The sequence below is a fragment of the Pseudomonas sp. AC242 genome (genome assembly GCF_979258655.1).
In genome coordinates this window covers 702,349-727,008 of the sequence record NZ_OZ409873.1, presented here as the reverse complement: position 1 = coordinate 727,008, position 24,660 = coordinate 702,349, and the positions used below count along the sequence as shown (strand labels likewise).

The 24,660-nt window shown below is 59.4% G+C and carries 27 protein-coding genes; 7 read left to right on the top strand and 20 right to left on the bottom strand.

Features of this window, described 5'->3' with window-relative positions; translation table 11 throughout:
* Window positions 1-15: 15 nt before the first annotated feature.
* Genes ACZZ0A_RS03305 through ACZZ0A_RS03285 form a run of 5 tightly spaced genes read right to left on the bottom strand, consistent with a single transcriptional unit; the run spans window position 16 to window position 3,556 of the window.
* On the bottom strand, window positions 16-654 hold the full coding sequence (locus ACZZ0A_RS03305; RefSeq protein WP_095113810.1) for a LysE family translocator: 639 nt from the start codon (window positions 652-654) through the stop codon (window positions 16-18).
* Window positions 655-714: 60 nt separating this feature from the next.
* Window positions 715-1,131, bottom strand: a complete 417-nt coding sequence (fos, locus tag ACZZ0A_RS03300; RefSeq protein ID WP_095113811.1) for a fosfomycin resistance glutathione transferase — start codon at window positions 1,129-1,131, stop codon at window positions 715-717.
* A gap of 4 nt (window positions 1,132-1,135) precedes the next feature.
* On the bottom strand, window positions 1,136-1,852 hold the full coding sequence (locus tag ACZZ0A_RS03295; protein ID WP_007911492.1) for a PA3715 family protein: 717 nt from the start codon (window positions 1,850-1,852) through the stop codon (window positions 1,136-1,138).
* A gap of 37 nt (window positions 1,853-1,889) precedes the next feature.
* Complete coding sequence (locus ACZZ0A_RS03290) at window positions 1,890-2,624, bottom strand: PA3715 family protein (RefSeq protein WP_463542508.1); 735 nt, start codon at window positions 2,622-2,624, stop codon at window positions 1,890-1,892.
* A 20-nt stretch (window positions 2,625-2,644) separates the two neighbouring features.
* Window positions 2,645-3,556: a LysR family transcriptional regulator gene (locus ACZZ0A_RS03285; RefSeq protein WP_463542507.1), complete on the bottom strand. Its 912-nt coding sequence runs from the start codon at window positions 3,554-3,556 to the stop codon at window positions 2,645-2,647.
* Window positions 3,557-3,634: 78 nt separating this feature from the next.
* Here ACZZ0A_RS03285 and ACZZ0A_RS03280 point away from each other — a divergent pair, with 78 nt between their 5' ends.
* Window positions 3,635-4,123 carry a DMT family transporter gene (locus tag ACZZ0A_RS03280; RefSeq protein ID WP_463542506.1) on the top strand — a complete coding sequence of 163 codons (489 nt, stop codon included), beginning with the start codon at window positions 3,635-3,637 and terminating at the stop codon, window positions 4,121-4,123.
* A gap of 167 nt (window positions 4,124-4,290) precedes the next feature.
* Here the strand turns inward: ACZZ0A_RS03280 and ACZZ0A_RS03275 are convergent, their stop codons facing one another.
* Window positions 4,291-5,613, bottom strand: coding sequence for an NHL repeat-containing protein (locus ACZZ0A_RS03275; RefSeq protein ID WP_463542505.1), 1,323 nt, complete (start codon window positions 5,611-5,613; stop codon window positions 4,291-4,293).
* Window positions 5,614-5,832: 219 nt separating this feature from the next.
* Here ACZZ0A_RS03275 and ACZZ0A_RS03270 point away from each other — a divergent pair, with 219 nt between their 5' ends.
* On the top strand, window positions 5,833-6,438 hold the full coding sequence (locus ACZZ0A_RS03270) for a hypothetical protein (RefSeq protein ID WP_463542504.1): 606 nt from the start codon (window positions 5,833-5,835) through the stop codon (window positions 6,436-6,438).
* A gap of 14 nt (window positions 6,439-6,452) precedes the next feature.
* Here ACZZ0A_RS03270 and yiaY read toward each other — a convergent pair whose 3' ends face one another.
* Complete coding sequence (gene yiaY / locus ACZZ0A_RS03265) at window positions 6,453-7,601, bottom strand: L-threonine dehydrogenase (protein ID WP_007911504.1); 1,149 nt, start codon at window positions 7,599-7,601, stop codon at window positions 6,453-6,455.
* A 156-nt stretch (window positions 7,602-7,757) separates the two neighbouring features.
* On the opposite strand from yiaY, the gene ACZZ0A_RS03260 reads away from it, so the two are divergent.
* A complete protein-coding gene (locus ACZZ0A_RS03260) occupies window positions 7,758-8,777 on the top strand; it encodes a DUF4917 family protein (protein ID WP_463542503.1) in 1,020 nt (339 codons plus the stop codon).
* A gap of 111 nt (window positions 8,778-8,888) precedes the next feature.
* Here the strand turns inward: ACZZ0A_RS03260 and ACZZ0A_RS03255 are convergent, their stop codons facing one another.
* Window positions 8,889-9,431 carry a helix-turn-helix domain-containing protein gene (locus ACZZ0A_RS03255; protein ID WP_007911509.1) on the bottom strand — a complete coding sequence of 181 codons (543 nt, stop codon included), beginning with the start codon at window positions 9,429-9,431 and terminating at the stop codon, window positions 8,889-8,891.
* A 106-nt stretch (window positions 9,432-9,537) separates the two neighbouring features.
* Between ACZZ0A_RS03255 and ACZZ0A_RS03250 the strand changes: the two genes are divergently transcribed.
* Window positions 9,538-10,320 (top strand): aldolase, encoded by a 783-nt coding sequence (locus ACZZ0A_RS03250; RefSeq protein ID WP_007911518.1) that lies wholly within the window; start codon window positions 9,538-9,540, stop codon window positions 10,318-10,320.
* 22 nt (window positions 10,321-10,342) lie between these two features.
* The gene (locus tag ACZZ0A_RS03245; RefSeq protein WP_414893900.1) at window positions 10,343-11,224 is read left to right on the top strand and encodes a dihydrodipicolinate synthase family protein; all 882 of its coding nucleotides are present in this window, start codon (window positions 10,343-10,345) and stop codon (window positions 11,222-11,224) included.
* Between the two features lie 138 nt (window positions 11,225-11,362).
* On the opposite strand, the gene ACZZ0A_RS03240 is transcribed toward ACZZ0A_RS03245, so the two are convergent.
* From ACZZ0A_RS03240 to ACZZ0A_RS03230, 3 genes are all read right to left on the bottom strand, one after another.
* Window positions 11,363-11,707 carry a YegP family protein gene (locus tag ACZZ0A_RS03240; RefSeq protein ID WP_463542502.1) on the bottom strand — a complete coding sequence of 115 codons (345 nt, stop codon included), beginning with the start codon at window positions 11,705-11,707 and terminating at the stop codon, window positions 11,363-11,365.
* A gap of 192 nt (window positions 11,708-11,899) precedes the next feature.
* Entirely contained in the window at window positions 11,900-12,205 is a 306-nt protein-coding gene (locus ACZZ0A_RS03235; RefSeq protein WP_007916314.1) for a ribbon-helix-helix domain-containing protein, read from the bottom strand.
* 13 nt (window positions 12,206-12,218) lie between these two features.
* A complete protein-coding gene (locus ACZZ0A_RS03230) occupies window positions 12,219-12,800 on the bottom strand; it encodes a DJ-1/PfpI family protein (protein ID WP_007916312.1) in 582 nt (193 codons plus the stop codon).
* A 269-nt stretch (window positions 12,801-13,069) separates the two neighbouring features.
* On the opposite strand from ACZZ0A_RS03230, the gene ACZZ0A_RS03225 reads away from it, so the two are divergent.
* Window positions 13,070-13,960: a DMT family transporter gene (locus ACZZ0A_RS03225; RefSeq protein ID WP_007916309.1), complete on the top strand. Its 891-nt coding sequence runs from the start codon at window positions 13,070-13,072 to the stop codon at window positions 13,958-13,960.
* 24 nt (window positions 13,961-13,984) lie between these two features.
* Here ACZZ0A_RS03225 and ACZZ0A_RS03220 read toward each other — a convergent pair whose 3' ends face one another.
* From ACZZ0A_RS03220 to ACZZ0A_RS03205, 4 genes are all read right to left on the bottom strand, one after another.
* Window positions 13,985-15,202 carry a class I SAM-dependent methyltransferase gene (locus ACZZ0A_RS03220; protein WP_463542501.1) on the bottom strand — a complete coding sequence of 406 codons (1,218 nt, stop codon included), beginning with the start codon at window positions 15,200-15,202 and terminating at the stop codon, window positions 13,985-13,987.
* A 334-nt stretch (window positions 15,203-15,536) separates the two neighbouring features.
* Window positions 15,537-16,154: a TPM domain-containing protein gene (locus ACZZ0A_RS03215; protein WP_007916305.1), complete on the bottom strand. Its 618-nt coding sequence runs from the start codon at window positions 16,152-16,154 to the stop codon at window positions 15,537-15,539.
* A gap of 33 nt (window positions 16,155-16,187) precedes the next feature.
* Window positions 16,188-16,943: a TPM domain-containing protein gene (locus ACZZ0A_RS03210; RefSeq protein WP_447783974.1), complete on the bottom strand. Its 756-nt coding sequence runs from the start codon at window positions 16,941-16,943 to the stop codon at window positions 16,188-16,190.
* A 13-nt stretch (window positions 16,944-16,956) separates the two neighbouring features.
* Complete coding sequence (locus tag ACZZ0A_RS03205; protein ID WP_007916301.1) at window positions 16,957-17,565, bottom strand: LemA family protein; 609 nt, start codon at window positions 17,563-17,565, stop codon at window positions 16,957-16,959.
* A gap of 261 nt (window positions 17,566-17,826) precedes the next feature.
* Between ACZZ0A_RS03205 and bglX the strand changes: the two genes are divergently transcribed.
* Window positions 17,827-20,118, top strand: a complete 2,292-nt coding sequence (gene bglX / locus ACZZ0A_RS03200) for a beta-glucosidase BglX (protein ID WP_007916298.1) — start codon at window positions 17,827-17,829, stop codon at window positions 20,116-20,118.
* A gap of 132 nt (window positions 20,119-20,250) precedes the next feature.
* Here bglX and ACZZ0A_RS03195 read toward each other — a convergent pair whose 3' ends face one another.
* The 5 genes from ACZZ0A_RS03195 to ACZZ0A_RS03175 form a co-directional block, all read right to left on the bottom strand.
* Entirely contained in the window at window positions 20,251-21,408 is a 1,158-nt protein-coding gene (locus tag ACZZ0A_RS03195) for a phospholipase D-like domain-containing protein (protein ID WP_447783969.1), read from the bottom strand.
* A gap of 1 nt (window position 21,409) precedes the next feature.
* Complete coding sequence (locus tag ACZZ0A_RS03190) at window positions 21,410-22,000, bottom strand: YceI family protein (protein WP_007916295.1); 591 nt, start codon at window positions 21,998-22,000, stop codon at window positions 21,410-21,412.
* Window positions 22,001-22,220: 220 nt separating this feature from the next.
* On the bottom strand, window positions 22,221-22,517 hold the full coding sequence (locus tag ACZZ0A_RS03185) for an amidase (protein WP_463542500.1): 297 nt from the start codon (window positions 22,515-22,517) through the stop codon (window positions 22,221-22,223).
* A complete protein-coding gene (locus ACZZ0A_RS03180) occupies window positions 22,514-23,587 on the bottom strand; it encodes a serine hydrolase domain-containing protein (RefSeq protein WP_414893906.1) in 1,074 nt (357 codons plus the stop codon). The genes ACZZ0A_RS03185 and ACZZ0A_RS03180 overlap by 4 nt, the downstream gene beginning before the upstream one ends.
* Before the next feature lie 166 nt (window positions 23,588-23,753).
* Window positions 23,754-24,632 (bottom strand): acyl-CoA dehydrogenase middle domain-containing protein, encoded by an 879-nt coding sequence (locus ACZZ0A_RS03175; protein ID WP_463542499.1) that lies wholly within the window; start codon window positions 24,630-24,632, stop codon window positions 23,754-23,756.
* Window positions 24,633-24,660 lie beyond the last annotated feature (28 nt).

Sequence of the window (24,660 nt, the reverse complement as noted above, 5' to 3'; positions counted from 1 at the left end):
TCCCTGCACACATTTTCAAGCCTTGTTCGGCATCAGCCCCGGCAGTGCATGCACCAGCGCGTTGATGGCAAAACCGATAAACATCACGCCGCACAAGCGGGTGATAAGCAACTCATGACGCTGATACAGCGTGCGAACCCGTTGCGCGCCAACCACGCCAATCAGAATAGCGTAGGCCAGCAGGCCGCCGAGGAAACTCAGGGCAATCAACGCCGGCAGCATCGACCAGTTGAGCAGTTCGGCGCGGCTCGACAACAGCGCGGTGAAGGTCGCGACCGCCACCGGATAGGCCTTGGGATTGGTCAAGCCGAACAGAATGCCGTGCCAGAACGGATTGCGCGCCGCGCCCTGCGGCTCGTCACCGTTGCGACGCTGGGCGCGCACCGCGCGCCAGCCGAGCCAGAACAAGTACAAACCGCTGAGCACACCGAGCACATCAAACGCGGTGCTGCCGATTTCCCGGGCGCCGACAATCGCGATCAGCGCCGTGCTGCACCAGACCACATCACCGAGCAGGTGCCCGCAAAGAAACCCCGCCCCGGCCCGCCGCCCGTGGGCTGCACCGATGCCGAACACCGCCAGCACCCCCGGCCCTGGCGTAATGCCGTAAATGAAACCCGAGGCCAGCACGGCCATTAGCAACGATGGAGTCATGGAAAACCTGCAAGCGCCAGAACACGTGGCCGCCAGTCTATAACAGACAAATGTGTCTGATCATGACTCGTCGTAAAAACGCATGCCGGCGTACGGTTTTTGCCGACACGCCCCCAGTCGCGAAGCGAGATCGCCGACGTGAATTTCCAGCTTGTGGCCGTCGGGATCGAGAAAGTAGAACGACGCACCTTCGCTGCGGTTATCGCGCCATTCCTGCACATTCGCCGCTTTTAGCCTTGCTACGAACGTTGAGAAATCGGCTGCATTGAGGCTGAAAGCGTAATGGGTGTAATCGGCGCACGGTTCGCTTGAACGCAGCGGATCAAGCGACAGACACAACCACAGCCCCGGCAGCGACAGGTAAGCGCCGGCGTCCCACGTGGCTTCGACGCGCAGTTGCAACACATCGCGATAGAACGCCAGACTGCGCTGCAAATCGCCGACGGCGAGGGTCAAGTGGTTGAGGCCGGTGAGCATGCGGTCAGTAACCTCTGAGGTCTTCGGGGACGATGTATTGCTGGCCGTCGTAGGTCAGGGTGATCTGTTTTTGCTTCAGACGTGTGGTATTGGAAACGCACTCTTTACCCGACTGGGTGTTTTTCATTTTGCTGCCGCTGGTCGTGACGATCAAATCGGCCAGACCATGATGACTGGAAGAGCCGATCTCGACGGTTCGGCGAATCGTCTTTGTGTAGCCTTCGCAATCATTCATGAACTCGCCATTGCTCTTGGCAACCACCAAGCCCTCCAGCACCGGACGCAACTCATTGCCTTCGCGAACATACAGCGCCAGATCGGTTTTCTCGTAGGGAATGGCGTGGGAACTGTGCGCGAACTTTGAACGCAAGCCGAAAGCCCGAACCTCCGGCGCCAGTCGATAACGGGCAGTGTCGATGCGCAGATCCTCAAAGCGCACGGCATCGGAGTTGTAAGCCCCCGGTTTACGGTAAGTGACGATGGGGTTGTAAGTGCTCGCATTGACGATCGACAGATCCAGATCGAACACCCCGGCCTCATCGTCGCCGGCGTCGGCAAGGTAAGTGGATTTAACCGAAATCGCCTGGCTCTGCACGGCCGGCCAGACTTTGCAGCGCGACAGGGATTTGCCGTCGAAGTCTTTGGTCTGGCAAGCGGCCTGGGCTTGAGGAACGAGGGCCAGAATACTGAGGGCTATAAGGAGTCTGGTGGGCGTGAGCATTGTTCTTCCTTGATAAAAGTCGGGTTAAGCAGGCCGGTTAAAGGCCTTTGAATTCTTGCGGCAGGACGTACGCTTTTCCGTCGTAGCGGAGCGTGGTCAGCACGGGCTTGTCGTTCGTAGTCTTCATTTCGCAATTGTCAGGCGATCCTTCTCCGACGAGACCGGTGGTGACTGATTTAACGACAAGGTCGGCAAAACCATGAGAGCTGGTTTTACCCATTTCGATGGTGCGAACAGTGGTCGCGCGTTCTCCCGCGCAATTGCCGTCCCATTCACCACTGAAGCGGTAAACCACTAATCGATCCAACACAGGACGCAGTTTGCTTCCCTCTTTCACATAGAGCGACAGCACGGTTTCATCCAATGGATTAACGCGAGACGAGCCTTTGAAATTTGCCCGAATACCAAAAGCACGAAGTTCAGGCGTGAGTTTGTAGCGCGCGGTGTCGATCTGCACGCTATCCAGCGCGAACGCATCAGAAAAAAATGCAACAGGTTGATGGTAAGTGGCGATGGGGGTTGGGTCGTCTGCTGATAAAACGGATAAACCCAAATCGTAAGAGCCAATCTTACCGCCATCGGTGTCAACTGGATCCGGCTCAAACTTCAATAGCAAAGAGATGGTCAGCCCTGGATAAGCAGGCCAATCCTTGCACTGGCCAAAGTCCCAGTTTCCCGACACCGCGGGTGGCGTGCAATCGGCCAATGCCTGCCCCGCCAGCAACCACCCGCACAATGCCGCACACCCGATCCAGCCAGACTTCACTGTCACTTCCTTCTCCTTGTACCTTTTCAGCCGCGCACTATCCCCTCCTCAATCGTCCGATTCAACCAGTTCAACGCTTGATCCCCGCCCCGCCGCTTATGCCACGCCAGCACAAACGTGAATGGCGCAATCTCGAACGGCGGCGGCACCACGATCAGTTCGCGCTGATCAAGCTCGCGCACGCTGCGTGAAGACACCGTAAGAATCAGATCCGTGCCACTGATGAACTGCGGCGCGACGTTCCAGTGCGGCAGGCTGATCGCGACGCGGCGACGCTCACGCAATGACGTCAATGCGCGCTCGATTTCCGGCGTGCCGCTGCCGCGCATTTCCAGCAGTACATGTGGACGTGACAGGTAGGTCGGCAAATCCAGAACTCCGTTGACAGGCAACGTCTGGCGATCCAGCAGGCAGACGTAGCGCTCTTCAAACAGTACTGAGCTGCGCAGTTCGTGGGGCATTTCCGGGAAGACGCCGGCGGCGACATCGATATCGCCATTGAGCACGCCTTCCAGCATGCCTTCGCGACTGGCATGGCTGATTTGCAGGTCGATGCCCGGCGCTTCCCGGCGCAGGGTGCGGATCAGCGTAGGCAGAATGATCGCTGCGCCGTAGTCCGACATCGCCACGCGAAACGTCCTGCGCGCACTCGCCGGATCGAAGGTGTTCGGCGCCAGCAGCGATTGCACCTGAGCCAACGCTTCGGCCAGCGGCGCGACCAGTTCCAGCGCTCGCGCGGTGGGCACCAGCGTCGAGCCGGCCCGCACCAGCAGCGGATCGCCGAGCAGATCGCGCAACCGTGCCAGCGCATGGCTGACCGCCGGTTGACTGAGGTGCAAACGCTCGGCGGCGCGGGTGACGTGCTGCTCGCTGAGCAGGGTGTCGAGGATCACCAACAGGTTGAGGTCGATACGGCGCAGATCATTCATCTGATGCATGTACTGGATGACGAAACGGAATTTAAATCTGCTCGACGAATACCCTAGAGTCCAGCAAAACCTCTTGGAGTGATGAACATGAGTACGTTGCAGTGGGCCGGTTTGCTGGTGCTGGCCGCGTTTGCCGGGGCGGTGGTGCCGTTTCAGAGTGCGATCAACAGCAATCTTGCGCGTGGGCTGGGACATCCGTTGTGGGCGACATTGGCGTCGTTGCTGGTCAGCGTGATCGTGTTGCTGCCGGTGATTCTGGCGTTGCGTTTGCCGTTGCCGTCGTTGGCGTTTATCAGCAAGGCGCCGTTGTGGATGTGGGCCGGTGGTGCGTTTGGTGTGTGTTTTGTTGCGTTGGCGGTAGCGTTGTTGCCCAAGCTTGGCGCTTCAGGGTTTGTCGCGCTGGCGTTGGCAGGGCAAGTCATTGCGTCGATGGCGCTGGATCACTTCGGGTGGTTCGGGCTGGTTGAAAAACAACTGACGGTATCGCGGGTATCGGGCGCGCTGTTGTTGATTGCCGGAGTGGTGTTGATTCAGTTTGGCGGGGTGTTTGAGAAGAATACAGTGGCTGCTGGATGATCGTTTGAATCGATGTTTTTCAGTGTCTGGAAGTCAGTCTTCGCGAGCAGGCTCGCTCCCACAGGGGATCGAATTTCAATGTGGGAGCGGGCTTGTTTGCGAACGCGTCACAGCAGGCCACCGATCTCGGAGGATTGCCGTTCTGCCAATCAACCGACGGGGGGATTTCACAGATCACTGACCGATGCGGTTAGCAAGCGAATCAGTTGCACCCTGCCATTTCTGTTCCCCAAGACCAGCACCGATGAATTCTGCATACAGGCACTCTTCGCAGGCCACTCGATCTGCGCCGCACCCTCGACGTTGAATGCCGGATCCACGGCGCCATTTGCCAAAAAGCCTCCCGTCAGTAAACCTCGTGTGCCCCCCGAGGTTTGTCCAACCGTGACGATTCGATGGCCGGCGCTGTCATCCAGGGCGAACCCTTCCGTCCAGCTCCTGAGATCGAGGGTCCCTGTCGCAGGGGTGATAACCGGATATTTGCCATTGAATGTTTCATCCTTTTCGCCGGTGTGGGTGATGCCGCTGATAAACGCGTGCTGGAATTTGTCCCCTGCCGACGCTTCGACCGCCGAACCGAGCAAGAGCAAGCGCTCTGACGTTTGCACAATGACCTGCTCGACCGAGCTTTCGAGCGGCTTGTCATCCTGTTCAAGGTTCAACAGCAATGTCCCCTTGTTGCCAAACGCCTCTGCGACGTTTCCGCTGCTGTCGAACGCCATGACCAATCCCTGATTGGTTATTTCCGTTTTGCCATGCACCAGAATAAGCCCATCGTCGAGTTGGATGATCCCTCGCAATGAAATTGCCACCTCCTTAAGCGTCAGGACAATCCAGCCGTTGGCAGCGAACGATGAGTCGTCGGAGCCATCCAGTAGGAAGCGCGTCAGCAAGCCACTGCCCTTTTGCGAGGTCACGAAAAGCAGCCTGTCCGGCTCCGCCGCCAGGGGCGTGGACTTCGCCAGAATCAGACCGCCACCCGTGGCGCCTGTCAGCAGAGGAATACGCGTGGGCACAATCCGATAACCGCTTTTATGGTCATCGTCATCGTCGCCGAACCCGGTATCCGGCGAGCCGTCGGGCATGAATCGAGCGATGACCTGTTGGTATTCGATGGCGGTGTCTTTGCTCTCGCCAATCACGCCGCACAGGTAGATCCGGCCGGTTGCATCCACGATCAACTGTCCGGCTTGCGAGAGCAGACCATTGCCAAATCGGCCGCGAAGATAGCCGCCATTACCAAAGCCCGGATCTGGATTGCCATTGGCATCCAGACGCGCCAGGCCGTAGTACGGAAGGCCCGATACCTCAACGGTTGCGCTGACCATGATTTGCCCTGACGGCGTTATCGCCACCCCATGGCCAATGGTCTTGCTCGCTCCGGGAAAATTCAGCGTGCGCAGGCCAAAGCGATCATCCAGCTCTCCCGCTGATTGTGCTTTTGCTGTTTTGGGGGCTTTCGATACTGTGGGTGCTGTGGCTTTCGGCATGTTCGTGTGCTCCTTGAGAGATCGACGTCGACCCCCGTTGTCAGAGCATTCGATCCGAAGCAGCCACGCCAGACAACTGACAGAAATGACAGTTTTTTAGAAGAAAATGAAATTACGTATCAAGCAAAAAAAGCTAAAAAACTGGTAGTTTTTACAGGTTCGAAACGGGACACGCCGTGCCAGTGTTTCGTTTCAAATCAGCCTGAAACGAGAAACACAATGAGCACTCCCGACAAGCCCAACACGCAACCTGTCCCGCCCCCGACCATCACGTACCCCGAAAAGGACAAGAACACGGGGGTTGCAACACTGTTTCTCGGCAGCGGTATACCGGGTGCTCTGGTGCAGGTTTGGAACATTGAAGAGACGCATTCGCTGGGTGGAGGACAGGTCAGCAAAAATGGACGATGGGCGTTCAGCTTCAGCGGAGCCCAGTCCTCGGGGGAGCATGGGATTAAAGCCCGCCAGGAGTTGGAAGGCGTCGAGTCAGGTTGGAGCGAGGAGCGCAAATACAAGGTGCACTTGCGGCCCCCCATCAACATTCCGGTCGTTATGGAACCGGAGGAAGAAGCCGAGGTAGATGCCGTTCCGGACTTTTATGGCGATGTCACGCAGCCCACTGGCATCGTTAGCATTATCGATTTGGACAACGACCTGGAGATTGCCAGAGCCGACGTCGACAGCGAAAAGCAATGGCATACTCAACCTACCCTCCCCCTGAAGGAAGGCAGGTATCGAATATCCGCCATTCACAATATCAATGGAAAATTGTCAGATTGGGGCCGTGTTCGAACGTTTACGGTGACTTCTGAGAGCAAGGGCTGACCCGTCGTAACCGCTCAAAACGCGTTACGAAAAATCTCCTCGATCTGGCGCTGATCCGCCGCCCGAGGATTGGTCAGACCGCAGGCGTCTTTCAGCGCATTGCTGGCGAGCAGCGGAATGTCACTGAGTCTGGCGCCCAATTCGCGCAGGCCATCGGGAATCTCGACATCTTTGGCCAGGCAGCGGATCGCATTGATCGCCGCCTGCGCCCCCTCTTCGGCGCTGAAACCGCGAATGTCGGCGCCCATGGCGTGAGCAACATCGGTCAGCCGATCGGCACACACCAGCGCGTTGAACGTCTGCACATGAGGCAGCAGCACCGCGTTGCACACGCCATGGGCCAAGTCGTAGAACCCGCCCAATTGATGCGCCATCGCATGCACGTAGCCGAGCGAGGCATTGTTGAAGGCCATGCCGGCGAGGAACTGCGCGTAAGCCATATTTTCCCGCGCGGCGAGGTCGCTGCCGTCACGCACAGCCAGGCGCAAATTGTTGCTGATCAGGGTCATGGCTTTCAGCGCACAGGCGTCGGTGATCGGATTGGCGGCAGTCGAGACATACGCCTCGATGGCGTGGGTCAGCGCATCCATGCCGGTGGCGGCCGTCAGACCTTTGGGCATGGCGACCATCAGCTCGGGGTCATTGACCGACAGCAGCGGTGTGACGTTGCGGTCGACGATGGCCATTTTCACGTGCCGTGATTCGTCGGTGATGATGCAGAACCGGGTCATCTCGCTGGCGGTGCCGGCGGTGGTGTTGATCGCGATCAGCGGCAGTTGCGGCTTGCTCGATTGATCGACGCCTTCGTAATCACGGATCTGCCCGCCATTGGTCGCGCACAGGGCAATGCCTTTGGCGCAGTCGTGCGGCGAACCGCCGCCCAGCGAGACGACGAAATCGCAGCGACTTTCCTTTAGCAGCCCCAGACCCGACTCGACATTGGCAATGCTCGGGTTCGGTTTGGCGCCGTCGAAAATCACCGAATCGATGTCCTGCATCGCCAGTTTCTCGGCAACCATCGTGGCCACGCCAGCCTTGGCCAGCCCCGTGTCAGTGACGATCAACGCTTTGCGAAAACCGTAGTTGCGAATGGCGACCATAGCTTCATCGAGGCAGCCGTTGCCCATGATGTTTACCGCCGGAATGAAAAAGGTGCTGGTCATGCGCGCATCTCCTGACAGGGGCCGAATCGACTGCTCCGGTTCGGCGGATAGACACAGCATCGACCGATCGGTCACGAGCGATCTTGATCTGGCTCAATGCCGGCTCGTGATAAAGTCGCCGTCCATCAGCCCCTTTGTTTTGAGACCGCCTACGCAATGACCGATTTTCTCGATGTCGACGCCAGCCTCGAAGACTGGAACACCCTGCGCGCCGCGACCGACTTCAACGGTCTGTTGGTAGGCAATGGCGCCAGCCGTGCGGTGTGGGACGACTTCGGCTACGACTCGCTGTTTGAAAACGCCCGCACCGTCGAAGAAAAACCGCTGAGCCCGTCGGAACTGGCGGTGTTCGACGCGATGCAGACGCGCAGTTTCGAGCAGGTACTCGGCGCACTGAAAACCACCAGCCGGGTCAACAAGGCGTTGGCTGTCAGCTCGGCGGCGCCGCGCAATCGTTACTACGCGATCAAGGAAGCGCTGATCAACACCGTGCACGCGGTGCACATTCCGTGGCGACTGGTGAAGCCTTCGACGCTGGTGACGTTGAACGAAGAACTGGCGCGCTATCGCACCGTGTTCACCACCAACTACGACTTGCTCAATTACTGGGCGCTGCAACATCAAAGCGACGCCATCGACGACCTGTTCAACGGCGCCAATGCGAGTTTTGATCTGAGCGAAACTGCCACCGACAAACCGCGCCTGTTGTACCTGCACGGCGGTCTGCATCTGGTGCGCAATCAGGACGGCACGGCGCGCAAACTGACTTCAACCGAGGGCACGTTGCTCGGTAGTTTTGCGATCAACAACACGATCAAGACACTGGATGACGTGCCGCTGTTCGTCACCGAAGGACCGAGTGCGGACAAGCTCAAGACTATTCGCAGTTCGGATTACCTGTCGTTCTGTTATGAGCAGTTGCTCGGGCATGGCGGCAGTCTGTGCATCTTTGGCCATGCCTTGAGCGAGCAGGATGCGCACATCGTTCGGGCGCTGCGCTTGGCGAAACCTGCAACGGTGGCGATCTCGATTTATCCGCGCAGTGCGGCGTTCGTTCAGCATCAGAAGCGGCATTACGCGCAGGTGTTCGAAGGCACGGGCGTTGAGTTGCGGTTTTTTGATGCCAAGAGCCATGCGCTCGGCAGCCCTAAGTTGTCGGTGCCGGTCGAGGTTTAAAGCAAGATCAAAAGATCGCAGCCTTCGGCAGCTCCTACAGTTGGAATGCGTTCCCCTGTAGGAGCTGCCGAAGGCTCGGGCCGCGTTCGGACGATCTTTTGACTCTAAGGTTCATTCTTCGCTGCTGTGTACCACCACCAGCAACTGCGCCTGCACCTCGCCAACCGAGCGGATCCGGTGAGGTTTCTGCGCATTGAAGTGCAGCGCGTCGCCGCGCTCCAGAAGCACCTTCTCGTTCATGAAATCCACTTCGACCTGCCCTTCGTGGACGAACAGAAACTCCTCGCCCAAATGCTCCTTGAAGGTTTTGTCAGTGAACTCGCTCGGCGGGTAGATGATGAACGGCAGCAGGTTGCGCTCGCTGACCTGATGCGCGAGCACGGCATATCCCGGACTCTGGTCATTGGCCGCCAATGACTGGCGCTCATGGCTGCGCACCAGGCTGTAGCTGTCGAGGCTGACGTTGTCTTCGGAGAACAATTCCTCGACTTTCACGTTCAACGCCTTCGCCAGTTTCAACGCGGCAGCAATCGACGGGGTGTTCAGCCCGCGCTCGACTTTCGACAGATAACTCTTGGTCATGCCGGACTTTTCGGCCAGCGCCTCAAGGGTTACGCCAAGTTTTTTTCTTAACAATTTCAAACGGATAGACATGCGCGGCGGTTATTCCAGCAAGGAAGCGACGATTTGTGCTTGCCAATGACACTTTGTGTCATATAGCCTCTTTCGTGTCATTTGCAATCACCCAAAGGACACAGACATGGCCAAGACATTAGCACTACCCAAAGACCAACTGGTCAAGCAAGCACTGACCCAGATGCAAAAAAGCCTGGCGGATAATACGTGGACGGACCGGCAAAAGCTGGCCCTGACTTGCCGGATTCTCTTCGAGAACGGTCACGACTCAGGCCTCGCCGGCCAAATCACCGCCCGTGGCCCGCAGCCCGGCACCTATTACACTCAGCAATTGGGCCTGGGTTTCGACGAAATCACCGCGAGCAATCTGTTGCTGGTCAACGAGGATCTGGAAGTCCTCGAAGGTCACGGCATGGCCAACCCGGCCAACCGTTTCCACAGCTGGGTGTACCGCGCACGCCCGGATGTGAATTGCATCATTCACACCCACCCGACGCACGTCGCGGCGTTGTCGATGCTGGAAGTACCGCTGCAGATTTCCCACATGGACCTGTGCCCGCTGTACGACGACTGCGCATTTCTCGAAGGCTGGCCGGGTGTGCCGGTGGGCAACGAAGAAGGCGAGCTGATTGCCGGTGCGCTGGGCGACAAACGCGCGATCCTGCTTTCGCACCACGGTCAGCTGTCGACCGGTACGACGATTGAAGAAGCCTGCGTCATCGCTCAATTGATCGAACGCGCGGCCAAACTGCAACTGCTGGCGATGGCCGCCGGCACGATCAAACCGATCATCCCTGAGCTGGGCCGTGAGGCGCACGACTGGATCGCAAAGCCGAAGCGCCACGCCGCTGCGTTCAACTACTACGCCCGGCAGAACCTGCGTCAACACGCCGATTGCCTGAACTGAAACCTGTTACGGAGAGATTCCCATGTCCACTATTCACGGCATCATCGGCTACACCATCACCCCGTTCGGCGCCAATGGCGAAGGGCTGGATTTGCCAGCGCTCGGACAATCTATCGATCGTCTGATCGACAGCGGCGTCCACGCCATCGCCCCACTGGGCAGCACCGGCGAAGGCGCTTACCTGAGCGACGCGGAGTGGGATCAGGTCGCCGAGTTCAGCATCAAGCATGTGGCCAAACGCGTGCCGACCATTGTCAGCGTGTCCGACCTGACCACCGCCAAAGCCGTACGCCGCGCGCGTTTCGCTGAAGCCCATGGCGCCGATGTGGTGATGGTGCTGCCAGCTTCGTACTGGAAACTCAGCGAAGCGGAAATCCTCGCCCACTACCGCGCCATCGGCGAGCGCATCGGCGTGCCGATCATGCTCTACAACAACCCGGCCACCAGCGGCACTGACATGTCGGTGGATTTGATTTTGCGCATCGTCAATGCCGTGGACAACGTGACCATGGTCAAGGAGAGCACTGGCGATATTCAGCGCATGCACAAACTGCAACTGCTCGGCGAAGGTCAGGTGCCGTTCTACAACGGCTGCAATCCGCTGGCGCTGGAAGCGTTTGCCGCCGGGGCGAAAGGCTGGTGCACGGCGGCGCCGAACCTGATCCCGCAGTTGAATCTGGATCTTTATGACGCGGCCATGGCCGGCGATCTGGATCGCGCGCGGGATTTGTTTTACCGCCAGTTGCCGCTGCTGGATTTCATCCTCAAGGGTGGGTTGCCGGCGACGATCAAGGCCGGATTGCGTCAGACCGGGCTGGAGGTGGGTGATCCGCGCTTGCCGGTATTCCCGTTGAGTGAGGCGGGCCAGACGCAGCTGCAAGCAATCCTGAAAACCCTGCGCTGATCCACTGACAACGCAAAAACCTGTGGGAGCTGGCTTGCCAGCGATGGCGGTGAATCATTCAACATCAATGCTGAATGAAATGGCCTCATCGCTGGCAAGCCAGCTCCCACAGGAATGGTGTTGGATTTGAAAGCGGGTTTAGAGAACCGGCAAAGTCTTGTCCTTGATCACTTTGCTCGGCCCGTTCACCTTGACGCTGGCAATGCCCTTATCGCACGCCGCATCCGATGAATACGCTTCGCTGCTGCCGATGACCTGATGATTGGCCGCTTTCAGGTTGAAGTACGGATGGCCGTCCTTCGTCGATTTCTTCTCGTAGCGTTCATCCAGCGGGCTGTTGGTTTGCACCGCCGTGATGCCGCCTTCGGCCGCTGCGCGAGTGGTGTACAGCTCGCTGGTCAGAATCGTTTCGGCATTCGCCGCTTTCAACACGAACCTGAACTGGCCGTTGCTGCTTTTACTGAGTTCGTACCATCCGGACATGTTCGTTGCTCCTTGGCGATTGAGAGATTTCGCGCAAATGAGTAAAGACCAGCCCCAGCCTTCTGTCGCCTGTACCGGCCCAATCGCTGGCAAGCCAGCTCCCACAGGGGTCTGTTGTGTGCCCTATAACTGTGCCGCATCACAATACCTGTGGGAGCTGGCTTGCCAGCGATGGGGTCAACCCGGTCTGGCCTATTTCACCACCGCCCGCACCACCGACAACTCCGGCGCACTCACCCGCCGCTGACTCAGATAGCGCATACAACTCACCCGCAGGAACGAGGCAAAATTCACCACCTCACCGCGATAATCCATGACCTCTTCATACAGCTTGGCGATCAGTTGGTTGGTGGTCATGCCGTCGACCTCGGCGATTTCGCTGAGGATGTCCCAGAACTGATTCTCCAGGCGCAGCGTCGTCACCACGCCGCAGATGCGCAGCGAACGCGAGCGTGACTCATAAAGAATCGGGTCAGCCTTGACGTAGAGCTCGCACATCAGCGGATCCTCGTTACAGGGTGATTTTAGTGCCGAGCAAGCCGAGGAAACCCGCCAGCCAGTTCGGATGCGCCGGCCATGCCGGCGCCGTGGCCAGATTGCCTTGAACGTGGCCGTCCGTCACCGGAATATCGATGTACGTCCCGCCCGCCAGTCGCACTTCCGGCGCGCAGGCTGGATAGGCGCTGCATTCGCGACCTTCCAGAATGCCCGCTGCTGCCAGCAGTTGCGCGCCGTGGCAAACGGCAGCAATCGGTTTACCGGCCTTGTCGAAGGCACGCACCAGGTCGAGGACTTTTTCGTTCAGGCGCAGGTATTCCGGGGCACGACCGCCGGGGATCAACAGCGCGTCGTAATCGGCTTCGCTGACCTTGGCGAAGTCGAAGTTGAGGGCGAACAGGTGACCGGGCTTTTCGCTGTAGGTCTGATCGCCTTCGAAATCATGGATCGCGGTGCGCACGGTTTTGCCGGCAGCCTTGTCCGGGCATACGGCGTGAACGGTATGACCAACCATTTGCAGGGCCTGGAATGGCACCATCACTTCGTAGTCTTCGACGTAATCGCCGACCAGCATCAGGATCTTTTTCGCGGCCATGGGGAGGTCTCCTCTGGGGGAATGCTTGGGAGTATTCAAGGTAGACCTATTCGAGAGTGACGGGTAACAACGGGCTACTACCGAGTTGACGCCATCGCGAGCAGGCTCACTCCTACAGGGGTACGCATCTCAACTGTAGGAGTGAGCCTGCTCGCGATGGCGTCAGCAAACTGTACGGATAAGTCTGTGCCTAGCTGTAACAGCCCGCAACGCCCGGTTTATGGCTTGATGAAGGTCATTCCCAACCACCTTCAATTTCGGTCCCCATCATGTCCTCGCGCGAAAACACCGGCATGGCCCTCGGCCTGCTCGGCGTGGTGATTTTCAGCCTCACCCTGCCCTTCACCCGCATCGTGGTGCAGGAACTGCACCCGCTGCTCAACGGTTTGGGCCGCGCATTGTTCGCAGCGATTCCGGCGGCGCTGCTTCTGTTATGGCGGCGCGAAAAGTGGCCAACCTGGCAGCAAATCAAAGGCCTGAGCCTGGTGATCGCCGGGGTGATTCTAGGTTTTCCGGTGTTGTCGGCGTGGGCCATGCAAACCTTGCCCGCGTCCCACGGTGCACTGGTCAACGGCTTGCAACCATTGTGCGTTGCGCTCTATGCCGCATGGCTGTCCCACGAACGTCCATCGAAAGCCTTCTGGGCCTGTGCGGCGTTGGGCAGTGCATTGGTGCTCGGTTATGCGTTGTACACCGGGGCCGGCAGTATTCAGGCCGGTGATCTGTTGATGCTCGGCGCGATTGCCGTCGGCGGCTTGGGTTACGCCGAAGGTGGCCGGTTGGCCAAGGAGATGGGTGGCTGGCAGGTGATCTGCTGGGCGCTGGTGCTGTCGACGCCGCTGTTGATCGGGCCGGTGCTGTATCTGGCGCTTCAGCATCAGGGCGCGGTATCGGCCAAGACTTGGTGGGCGTTTGGGTATGTGGCGTTGTTTTCGCAGTTTCTTGGGTTCTTTGCGTGGTACGCCGGGCTGGCCATGGGTGGGATTGCCCGGGTCAGTCAGATCCAGTTGTTGCAGATCTTCTTCACCATTGCATTCTCAGCGCTGTTCTTTGGTGAACATGTCGAGCCGATTACCTGGCTGTTTGCCTGTGGCGTGATTGCAACGGTCATGCTCGGTCGTAAAACCGCGGTGCGCCCGGCGCAACCTGCCACAGCTTGAACACATAACCTTGTAGGGACCGAGTCAGGCGAGATAGCCATCCGCGCGCAGCAAGGTTTCCAGGCAGTGTTCGCTGATGTTGTAGAACGCTTTCAACTCTTCGATCTTCACCAACAACTGCGCTGGGTCGACCGGCTCGGCGCGTTTCACCGCCAGAATCATTTTGTTCTTGTTGGTGTGTTCCAGCGAGATGAACTCGAACACCTTGGTCTCGTAACCACAGGCTTCAAGGAACAACGCACGCAGGCTGTCGGTGACCATTTCCGCCTGCTGACCCAGGTGCAAACCGTATTGCAACATCGGTTTGAGCAGCGCCGGGCTCTGGATCTGCAGGCGAATCTGTTTGTGGCAGCACGGCGAGCACATGATGATCGACGCGCCTGAGCGGATGCCGGTGTGGATCGCGTAGTCAGTGGCGATGTCGCAGGCATGCAGGGCGATCATCACATCCAGCTCGCTCGGCGCCACGCTGCGCACGTCACCGCACTTGAACACCAGCCCCGGATGATCGAGTTTCGCGGCGGCAGCGTTGCACAGGTTGACCATCTCTTCGCGCAACTCGACGCCGGTGACTTCGCCTTCCGCCTTAAGCGTGTTGCGCAGGTAATCGTGAATCGCGAACGTCAAATAGCCCTTGCCCGAACCGAAATCCGCCACGCGTACAGGTTGGTCCAGCGCCAGCGGCGACGAGGTCAGGGCATGGCTGAATACTTCGATGAACTTGTTGATCTGCTTCCACTTGCGCGACATCGCCGGGATCAGCTCATGTTGCGCGTTGGTCACGCCCAAGTCTTTGAGGAACGGTCGGCTCAACTCAAGAAAACGGTTTTTTTCACGGTTGTGCTCGGCGGACGGCGCCTCGCGCAATTGCTGAGGTTTGCTCTTGAACAGCGAAGGCTTGCCCTTTTTGCTGTATTCGAGCTGGGCTTCGTCAGTTACCGCGAGTAAATGCGCATTCTTGAACGAGGCCGGCAACAGCGCGGCAATCGCCGCCACGCCGTCGACCAGGGTCAGGTTTTTGGTGATGTCGCGGGTTTTGTAGCGATAGACGAACGACAGATTCGGCTGCGCCTTGACCGTCACCGGTTTGATGATGACTCGCTGCAGATCCGCCTCGTCACCGACGTACTTGGCCAGCACCAGTTTGATGAAGCCGTTCTGGTCGAGGCTGGTTTGCAGCAGCTCGATGAACTGGGCGTGGTGATCGGGCGCGGGCTTGGTGGCAGGTGCAGTAACGGACATGGAAAAGCGGCCTCGGACGGGCGAAATCGGGAATGGCGGGTATTTTAGGGGGGATGGGGGTTGGGGACACGCTCTTATTTACCCAACGGTTTTAAAAGCGGCCCTCACCCTAGCCCTCTCCCAGAGGTAGAGGGGACTGATTGGGGGATATTGACGAGATACACCGACTTGAACGATTTGCCTTGAATCCATAATCGACACGGTTTTTCAGGTCGATGTCGAGCGCAAGACACCTCGGTCGGCCCCCTCTCCCTCTGGGCGGTCCGACGTTTCGGGAGGGCTGGGCGGGCGGCGTTCCGATGAGGGTTTGGATCTAAAACAGGAAAAAAGTACTTCAGCCCAACACCACCAACCGATTCGGCAACTCATTCCTCACCTGCGTCACCGGCACATGCACTTTCAGCAACTCCCCACACGCCTCGATACACGTCACAAACCCTTCCAGCGTGCGCCCCTGCCTGACCTGCTCGGTAAACGCCGCGACAATCGCATCCCAGGATTTATTATCGAGCCGTTTGGAAATCCCCTCATCCACCAGAATCTCCACATACCGCTCAGCTTCACACACAAAAATCAGCATTCCCGTGCTGCCCACCGTGTGGTGCAGGTTCTGCTCGAGAAACTGCCGGCGCGCCAGGTTGGAGGCGCGCCAGTGCCGTACGCGGCGCGGAATCAGATGGGTGGTGATTTTCGGCAAACGAAACAGCAGGCACAGCACGATAAACGCGCCCCATTGCACCAGCAGCAGACTGCGCAGGGTCAGCCAGCCGGTCAGGTAGTGCACGACGCCCGGCACCACCAGCGCCAACAGGCTCGCCCACAGCAGCGGGATGTACGCGTAGTCATCAGCGCGCGCCGCGAGCACCGTTACCAGTTCGGCGTCGGTGTCGCGCTCGACCCGGGCAATCGCCTCGGCGACTTTGCGTTGTTCGTGTTCGGTCAGTAATGCCATGTTGAAAAGTGCCTGCTCATTATTCTTCTGATTTCACCAGCCGCCGGACGAACCACCGCCGCCGAAACTGCCCCCGCCGCCGCTGAAGCCCCCGCCTCCACCGCCGCCGCCAAAACCGCCACCACCGCCGAAGCCGCCCCCTCCTCCGGAGCCACCCCGGCCGGCAGGCAGGATACCGAGCATCTGGCAGACAAACACCGTCAGGATGAACAACATCACCAAAAACACGAACAATCCCGGGTGCCGCGAGATGAAATCATCGGACGGATCACCACTGGACTCATAAACCGTCGATGGCTCATCCAGCGGATTACCACCGAGCACCACCAGCATCGCCGCGACGCCGTCGCTGATGCCTTTGCTGAAGTTGCCGCTTTTGAATGCAGGAGTGATGACTTGATGAATGATCACTGAAGTCTGCGCGTCGGTCAGCCGGTCTTCGAGGCCATAACCGACTTCGATGCGCAGTTTGCGCTCGTCACGGGCAACGATCAGCAGCGCGCCGTTGTTCTTGTCCTTCTGACCGATGGCCCAATGTCGACCGAGCTGAACGCCGAAGTCCTCGATGGTTGTGCCTTGCAGATCCGGCAGCGTGACCACGACTAACTGCTCGCCGGTCGCCTGCTCGTGGGCCTGCAACTGCTGGCTCAGTTGCGCACGCACCGATGGCTCGAGCATCTGCGCTTCGTCCACCACCCGCCCGCTCAGCGTCGGGAACGTCAACTCGGCGTGGGCGCTGAAGGCTAATACCCACAGCACCAACACCAGGCCCATTTTCAACACGCGCATGGACAACCTCGAATCAGAATTTCACTTCCGGGGCCTTTTCCGCGCCGGGCGTGGTGGCTTCGAAGGTTTCGCGGATCGGCAGATCGCTGTACATCACGCTGTGCCAGAGGCGACCGGGAAAGGTGCGGATCTCGGTGTTGTATTTCTGCACCGCCAGAATGAAATCGCGGCGTGCCACGGCAATGCGGTTTTCCGTGCCTTCCAGTTGCGATTGCAGGGCGAGGAAGTTCTGGTTGGCTTTCAGGTCCGGATAACGCTCGGAGACCACCATCAAACGGCTCAATGCGCCGCTCAGTTGATCCTGCGCCTGCTGGAACTGCTTGAGCTTCTCGGGATTGTCGAGAGTGCTGGCGTCGACCTGAATCGACGTGGCTTTCGCCCGCGCCTCAATCACTGCCGTGAGAGTTTCCTCTTCATGCTTGGCGTAACCCTTGACCGTCTCCACCAGATTGGGGATCAGGTCGGCACGGCGCTGGTACTGGTTCTGCACCTGGCCCCATGCGGCTTTGGCCTGTTCGTCGAGGGTCGGGATATTGTTGATGCCGCACGCGGTCAACAGCGTGGCCAGCACCAGCAGTGTGGCGACCTGCAAACGTGAGCGATTGGTTGGGCTTACATTCATCGCGGTGATGCTCCTTGGCACATATCATTATAAAAACCGAGCGCGAAACATTCTCAGCGGGCTCTTGGGGCATAATCGGCCGCGTCGCTGGATTACGACGGGGCAATGGGCTAAAAAGTGCCCTGCGTGATCATGCGGCCAAGTGTCGGCTGCCGTTTTTGGCTCTGTTTCTTTGAGCCTGTACCCGAACAACAATAGTCGCTCCCTAAATTTTGGCTGGCCGGCGTTGCATCGCCGCTTGGGCCCTTGAGAAAACTATTCATGAAGAAGCTGTGTTTGCTGGGTCTGTTCGTCAGCCTGGCCAGTCATCAAGTATTGGCCGCCACGACCCCGGTACCCCTGGAAAACAAGGATGCGTTCATCAGCAACCTGATGAACCAGATGACCCTCGATGAAAAGATCGGCCAGTTGCGCCTGATCAGCATCGGCCCGGAAATGCCCCGCGAGCTGATCCGCAAAGAGATCGCTGCCGGCAATATCGGCGGTACGTTCAACTCGATCACCCGCCCGGAAAACCGACCGATGCAGGACGCTGCGATGCGCAGCCGCCTGAAGATTCCGATGTTTTTCGCGTACGACGTGATCCACGGTCACCGTACGATTTTCCCGATTCCGCTGGCCCTCGCCTCGAGCTGGGACATGGACGCCATCGGCCAGTCCGGACGTGTTGCTGCCAAAGAAGCAGCCGCCGACAGCCTCGACATTACCTTCGCGCCGATGGTCGACATCTCCCGCGACCCGCGCTGGGGCCGTAGCTCCGAAGGTTTCGGTGAAGATACCTACCTGACCTCGCGCATTGCCGGCGTCATGGTGCGCGCCTATCAGGGCGCCACCCCGAGCGCAGCCGACAGCATCATGGCCAGCGTCAAGCACTTCGCCCTGTACGGCGCGGTCGAGGGTGGTCGCGACTACAACACCGTCGACATGAGTCCGGTGAAGATGTACCAGGATTACCTGCCGCCGTACCGCGCTGCGATCGATGCTGGCGCCGGTGGCGTGATGGTTGCGCTGAACTCGATCAACGGCATTCCGGCCACGGCCAACACTTGGCTGATGAATGATCTGCTGCGCAGGGACTGGGGTTTCAAAGGCCTGGCGGTCAGCGACCACGGTGCGATCTTCGAACTGATCAAGCACGGCGTGGCCCGCGACGGTCGTGAAGCGGCGAAGCTGGCGATCAAGGCCGGCATCGACATGAGCATGAACGACACCCTGTACGGCAAAGAGCTGCCGGGGCTGCTCAAGTCCGGTGAGATCGAGCAGAAAGACATCGACAACGCCGTGCGTGAAGTGCTCGCGGCCAAGTACGACATGGGCCTGTTCAAGGACCCGTACCTGCGCATCGGCAAAGCTGAAGATGATCCGGCCGACACCTACGCCGAGAGCCGTCTGCACCGCGCCGAGGCCCGTGAAGTGGCGCGTCGCAGCATGGTGCTGCTGAAGAACCAGAACGAAACGCTGCCACTGAAGAAAGACGCGAAAGTCGCGCTGGTCGGCCCGTTGGCCAAAGCCCCGATCGACATGATGGGCAGTTGGGCTGCCGCCGGGCGCCCTGCGCAATCGGTGACGCTGTTCGATGGCATGAGTTCGGTGATCGGCAACAAGTCGAACCTGATCTACGCCCGTGGCGCCAACATCACCAGCGACAAGAAGGTGCTCGACTACCTGAACTTCCTCAACTTCGATGCCCCGGAAGTGGTCGACGATCCGCGCCCGGCCAACGTGCTGATCGACGAAGCAGTGAAAGCTGCCAAGGATGCTGACGTGATCGTTGCAGCGGTAGGTGAATCCCGTGGCATGTCTCACGAATCCTCCAGCCGCACCGACCTGAACATCCCGGAAACCCAGCGCGAGCTGATCCGCGCGCTGAAAGCCACCGGCAAACCGCTGGTATTGGTGCTGATGAACGGCCGCCCGTTGACCATTCTCGAAGAGAACCAGTCGGCTGACGCGATTCTGGAAACCTGGTTCAGCGGCACCGAGGGCGGCAACGCCATCGCCGACGTGCTGTTCGGCGACTACAACCCGTCGGGCAAACTGCCGGTGACCTTCCCGCGCTCCGTGGGCCAGATCCCGACCTACTACAACCACCTGAGCATCGGCCGACCGTTCACGCCGGGCAAACCGGGCAACTACACCTCGCAGTATTTCGATGACACGACTGGCCCGCTGTTCCCGTTCGGGTATGGCCTGAGCTACACGCAATTCGCCCTGAGCGACATGGCGCTGTCGTCGACCACGCTGAACGCCACCGGCAAGCTCGACGCCAGCGTCATGGTGAAAAACACCGGCAAGCGCGACGGCGAAACCGTGGTGCAGTTGTACATCCAGGATGTCACCGGCTCGATGATCCGCCCGGTGAAAGAACTGAAGAACTTCCAGAAAATCATGCTCAAGGCCGGTGAACAGAAAGTCGTGCACTTCACCATCAGCGAGGATGACCTGAAGTTCTATAACGCCCAGCTCAAATATGCGGCAGAGCCTGGCAAGTTCAACGTGCAGATCGGCCTGGATTCCCAGGACGTGACGCAGCAGAGCTTTGAACTTCTGTAATTTTTCAGGCAACACATAAACCTGTGGGAGCTGGCTTGCCAGCGATGAGGCCGGCACATTCAACATCTCTGTTGACTGATACTCCGCCATCGCTGGCAAGCCAGCTCCCACAGTGTTTTTTTGGTGTAGCAACTATCCCCGGCGATCCAGCAGATTGACCACCACCCGATCCACCCAGCCCCACACCCGCTGCTTGACCCGCCGCCACAACGGCCGGCGCCGCCACTCTTCCAGACTCACTTGCTGACTCAGCCCGAAGTCCTTGACGAAACTCGCCTCTACCGCTGCCGTTAATGACGGATCCAGCGCCTCCAGATTTGCCTCCAGATTGAAGCGCAGGTTCCAGTGATCGAAGTTGCACGAACCGATGCTCACCCAATCGTCGACCAGCACCATTTTCAAATGCAGAAAGCACGGCTGGTATTCGAAGATCCGCACCCCCGCCTTAAGCAGTCGTGGGTAGTAGCGATGCCCGGCGTAGCGCACTGACGGATGATCGGTGCGCGGCCCGGTGAGCAGCAGCCGCACATCGACACCGCGCGCAGCAGCCTTGCGCAGGGAACGGCGGATTTTCCACGTTGGCAGGAAGTACGGTGTGGCCATCCAAATGCGTTTTTGCCCACTGTTCAAGGCGCGAAACAGCGATTGCAGAATGTCGCGGTGCTGGCGGGCATCGGCATACGCCACGCGGCCCATGCCTTCGCCCTTGTCCGGTACGCGCGGTAATCGCGGCAAGCCAAAATGCGCGGCCGGGCGCCAGGCGCGGCGATAGCGGTTGGCGATCCACTGGCGATCAAACAACAATTGCCAGTCGATCACCAACGGGCCGCTGATCTCGACCATCACTTCGTGCCATTCGCTGGTGTCGTGCCCCGGCGTCCAGAACTCGTCAGTGACGCCAGTACCGCCGACCACGGCCAGACGCTGATCGACCAGCAGCAATTTACGGTGATCACGATAGAAATTACCGATCCAGCGCCGCCAGCTCAGGCGATTGTAGAAACGTAGTTCGACTCCAGCGTGTGTCAGGCGCTGACGCAGATTGAGCGTAAACGCCAGGCTGCCGTAATCATCGAACAGGCACCGCACACGCACGCCACGTTCGGCCGCCAGCACCAGCGCTTGCACGATGGTTTCGGCGCAGGCGCCGGCCTCGACCAGATACAGTTCGAGTTCGATCTGCTCCTGCGCGCCAGCGATCTGCTCGAGCATGCGCGGAAAGAAATGCGGGCCGTCGATCAACAGTTCGAACCGGTTGCCATCCCGCCACGGGAACACCGCGCCGCGCATGTCAGCGCGCCGTGAAGATCAGCACCGCACCCACCGGCACCGACAGACTGATCGCCGACAGATCGGCGAGTTTGCGCAGGCTTTCCAGCCCCGGCACGAGGTCGAAATCCTCGGCGTTGATCACCAGCGGCTCGAGGGTGACCACTTGAAAACGACGATCATCGAGACGCGTCGCCAGCAGTTCGGCGGGATATTCGTGTTGTTTGCCGTGCAAATTGACGGTGAGTGGCAGGCGCAATTCCAGCTGCGCACCGGGGGCCAGATCGTTGATCGGGCGCAAATCAATCTGCGTGGTGATGGTCGCTTCTGGAAATTGCTCGATCTGGAACAGCTCCTTGCGCATGCGCTCATCGCGCAGCGGGATGCCGCTGTTGATCGAATCCAGCTCGACTTCGACTTCGGCGCGCCCATTGGGGTCGACCTTGCCGTGCAGCACCAGAAAGCGCTGCACTTCGGAAACATTGGCGTTTTTCGTGCTGACGAACGACAGCCGCGACGACTCGCCGTCCAGATACCAATTGGCCTGCGCCGGCAGCGCGACGGCGGCGAGCAGCAGGCTGGACAGGGTTGCACAGAGGGAGCGGTTGAACATTGAACACTCGTGGGGCCGATAAACCTGCACGAACCTTAACCGCCTATGCCGTTATTGCAAACTCGGTCGCCGCAAATCTATCAATTGATGAAAATCCCTGTGGGAGCTGGCTTGCCAGCGATGGCGGTGTATCAGTCACACAAATATTGCCTGTGCCGACGCAATCGCTGGCAAGCCAGCTCCCACAGGGGGCCTCTGTTCACAGGAGGATTGCGGGTTTTCAGGGGTTCAGGCGGCAGCCCAAGCGTTCGCTCAACCACTGGGCGCGGTTGCTGCGGCCCATGCCGCTGACCGTGATGGTTTTGCTGGCAGGGTCATCGGTGAAACCGCTGGTCGGCAGCCACTGCTTTACGTAGCCACGGCAGTATTGCGCGTCGTTATTCATCACATAGCGGCACGAACAATATTCCTTGGCGGTGTACGCACTGATGATGTCGGGGAAGGCCCACAGATTTTCGCGCTCGTAGACGACCCAGCCGAGCAGCAAAACCAGCAGCAACAGCAAAAAGCGCTTCATGGCCGCACCGCCTTCAGCACGCGTTTGAGCAATTCGTTGTGTCGATAACTGCCGTCGCGGTCATCGGCGTAGCGCACGATCACCAGGTTGGCGCTGGGGATTACGTACAGCGCCTGGCCCCAATGGCCAAGCGCGGCGAAGGTGTCGGGCGGTGCATCGGGCCACGGTGACAAGGCGCCATCGGCCGGACGATTGAGCCACCATTGGCCGCCGGGCACCGCTTCGTCCTGATGAGCCTTGTAACCGGCGAAGGGCTGCCGATTGAAGTCGACCCAATCCTTGGGCAGCAATTGCCGATCGTTCCAGCGCCCGTCACGGGCCATCAACAGCCCGACGCGCGCCAGATCCCTTGCCGTCAGGTAAGCGTAAGACGACGCGACAAACGTGCCGCTGGCATCGGTCTCCCAAACGGCGTGGCGAATGCCCAACGGCTCGAACAACGCCTCCCACGGATAATCCGCATAACGCTGCGGGCCGACGATCGTTTTCAACGCTGCCGCCAAGAGATTGCTGTCGCCACTGGAATAGCGGAAGGCCTGCCCCGGTTCGGCGTAGGCATCGTGATCGGCGGTAAACGCAGCCATGTCGCGATGACCACGGGTATAGAGCATCGCCACCACCGAGGATTTCAGCGGGGCGTATTCGTAGTCTTCCTGCCAATCGATACCAGAGGCCCAGTGCAGCAGATCGGCGATTTTTATCGCCGGGTATTTGGTCAGTAACGGGTAAAACTTCGCGGCCGGATCGTCGAGTTTGAACAGGCCCTCGCCGTAGGCCACACCGAGCACGCTGGCCATCAGGCTTTTGCTGATTGACCAGGTCAGGTGCGGGGTTTGTGCTGTGGTCGGGCCGGCGTAGCGTTCGTAGATGATCTGGCCGTCGCGGATGATCAGCAGCGCGTCGGTGCGGATGCCTTGGCGGGTGCTGTCATCGCGGGGCGGGAAGGCGTAATGATCCAGCGCCTCTGTATCGGTGACCTTCGGGCCGGTTGGCCATTCTTCACCCGGCCATTGTTCGGCGTGAACGGTGAAGGTGATCAGCAGCAGAAACAGCGACAGGCCTTTGCACATGGTGGGGGCTCATGGAAAGAACCTGCTGAGACTAGTCGGGGTTTATGACAAGTATGCGGTGTTATTTAGATTGCTATCGCGAGCAGGCGAAGGCCTACAGGGGCTCGCATTTCAACTGACGAAACTCGATCAACTGTAGGCCTTCGCCTGCTCGCGATGAGGCCCTTCAGCCCGCCGCCAAAGCCTTGGCCAAGCGCTTGGCCCTGGCCCCTGCGGCCAACTGCATCACCCCTTGATCGCGCTGCCACATCTGCGCCCATTCTGCCGGCCCGTCAGCCAAGGCCTGACTCACCTCCCCCTCCAGCGCCGCAAACTGCGCAAACAACCCACCCAGCAACACATGTCCGGCGGGATTGTTCGGCGGTTGCCGGCTCGCCTCGGCACACCCGGCCAACAGCGCCAGCAAACGCAATTGCAGCGCTTGCGGCCAGTCGCTGTCCTGTCCGACGCCATACAGCCACGCGGTCATCGCGCTCAGCACATAAACGTCCTCCAGGGTGCGGAACGGTTTGACGTAAGCGTCCCAACCATCGCCGGCCAACAACTCGCACAACGCGTTATCAAGCTGCAGCCGACCATGGCTGATGTCCGGCATCAATGGCAGCGCCGGCAGTTTCTCTACCGTCACACCGGGCTCGCCGGGATACACCACCGCCAGACTCAAGCGCGGCGTTTCACCGGGTGCTTCACTGCGCGCAGCGATCAGCAACCAGTCCGCCGCATCGCCGGCCGTGACGAAATCCTTGCGCCCACTCAGGCGCAAATCGCTCAGCCGCGTGAGCATGTCAGACGGACGCAGACTGCGCTGTTCGGTCGCACACAACGCACCGAGGCTCAGCGGCGCACTCGGCCACAACATGCGCAAGGCCGCCTGATATCCGACTAAAAACGCCAGCCCCGGCGTCGCCATCCGCCGCCCGCCCGCGACCGCCAATTCGAACGGCGTGACGTTGCCCAGTTGCTGCAACAACGTCGCAAAACCCTCGGCCAGGTCAGCAACGGCGGGCAATCGGTCAGGGCTGTGCAGCAGATCTGGCCAGGGCATAAGAGGCTCCTCGTGGTCTGTCATATAA

Coding starts and splice junctions, on each gene's coding strand:
- ACZZ0A_RS03305 (WP_095113810.1), bottom strand. CDS start 654: ATGACTCCATCGTTGCTAATGGCCGTGCTGGCCTCGGGTTTCATTTAC.
- fos (WP_095113811.1), bottom strand. CDS start 1,131: ATGCTCACCGGCCTCAACCACTTGACCCTCGCCGTCGGCGATTTGCAG.
- ACZZ0A_RS03295 (WP_007911492.1), bottom strand. CDS start 1,852: ATGCTCACGCCCACCAGACTCCTTATAGCCCTCAGTATTCTGGCCCTC.
- ACZZ0A_RS03285 (WP_463542507.1), bottom strand. CDS start 3,556: ATGCATCAGATGAATGATCTGCGCCGTATCGACCTCAACCTGTTGGTG.
- ACZZ0A_RS03280 (WP_463542506.1), top strand. CDS start 3,635: ATGAGTACGTTGCAGTGGGCCGGTTTGCTGGTGCTGGCCGCGTTTGCC.
- ACZZ0A_RS03275 (WP_463542505.1), bottom strand. CDS start 5,613: ATGCCGAAAGCCACAGCACCCACAGTATCGAAAGCCCCCAAAACAGCA.
- ACZZ0A_RS03270 (WP_463542504.1), top strand. CDS start 5,833: ATGAGCACTCCCGACAAGCCCAACACGCAACCTGTCCCGCCCCCGACC.
- yiaY (WP_007911504.1), bottom strand. CDS start 7,601: ATGACCAGCACCTTTTTCATTCCGGCGGTAAACATCATGGGCAACGGC.
- ACZZ0A_RS03260 (WP_463542503.1), top strand. CDS start 7,758: ATGACCGATTTTCTCGATGTCGACGCCAGCCTCGAAGACTGGAACACC.
- ACZZ0A_RS03255 (WP_007911509.1), bottom strand. CDS start 9,431: ATGTCTATCCGTTTGAAATTGTTAAGAAAAAAACTTGGCGTAACCCTT.
- ACZZ0A_RS03250 (WP_007911518.1), top strand. CDS start 9,538: ATGGCCAAGACATTAGCACTACCCAAAGACCAACTGGTCAAGCAAGCA.
- ACZZ0A_RS03245 (WP_414893900.1), top strand. CDS start 10,343: ATGTCCACTATTCACGGCATCATCGGCTACACCATCACCCCGTTCGGC.
- ACZZ0A_RS03240 (WP_463542502.1), bottom strand. CDS start 11,707: ATGTCCGGATGGTACGAACTCAGTAAAAGCAGCAACGGCCAGTTCAGG.
- ACZZ0A_RS03235 (WP_007916314.1), bottom strand. CDS start 12,205: ATGTGCGAGCTCTACGTCAAGGCTGACCCGATTCTTTATGAGTCACGC.
- ACZZ0A_RS03230 (WP_007916312.1), bottom strand. CDS start 12,800: ATGGCCGCGAAAAAGATCCTGATGCTGGTCGGCGATTACGTCGAAGAC.
- ACZZ0A_RS03225 (WP_007916309.1), top strand. CDS start 13,070: ATGTCCTCGCGCGAAAACACCGGCATGGCCCTCGGCCTGCTCGGCGTG.
- ACZZ0A_RS03220 (WP_463542501.1), bottom strand. CDS start 15,202: ATGTCCGTTACTGCACCTGCCACCAAGCCCGCGCCCGATCACCACGCC.
- ACZZ0A_RS03215 (WP_007916305.1), bottom strand. CDS start 16,154: ATGGCATTACTGACCGAACACGAACAACGCAAAGTCGCCGAGGCGATT.
- ACZZ0A_RS03210 (WP_447783974.1), bottom strand. CDS start 16,943: ATGCGCGTGTTGAAAATGGGCCTGGTGTTGGTGCTGTGGGTATTAGCC.
- ACZZ0A_RS03205 (WP_007916301.1), bottom strand. CDS start 17,565: ATGAATGTAAGCCCAACCAATCGCTCACGTTTGCAGGTCGCCACACTG.
- bglX (WP_007916298.1), top strand. CDS start 17,827: ATGAAGAAGCTGTGTTTGCTGGGTCTGTTCGTCAGCCTGGCCAGTCAT.
- ACZZ0A_RS03195 (WP_447783969.1), bottom strand. CDS start 21,408: ATGCGCGGCGCGGTGTTCCCGTGGCGGGATGGCAACCGGTTCGAACTG.
- ACZZ0A_RS03190 (WP_007916295.1), bottom strand. CDS start 22,000: ATGTTCAACCGCTCCCTCTGTGCAACCCTGTCCAGCCTGCTGCTCGCC.
- ACZZ0A_RS03185 (WP_463542500.1), bottom strand. CDS start 22,517: ATGAAGCGCTTTTTGCTGTTGCTGCTGGTTTTGCTGCTCGGCTGGGTC.
- ACZZ0A_RS03180 (WP_414893906.1), bottom strand. CDS start 23,587: ATGTGCAAAGGCCTGTCGCTGTTTCTGCTGCTGATCACCTTCACCGTT.
- ACZZ0A_RS03175 (WP_463542499.1), bottom strand. CDS start 24,632: ATGCCCTGGCCAGATCTGCTGCACAGCCCTGACCGATTGCCCGCCGTT.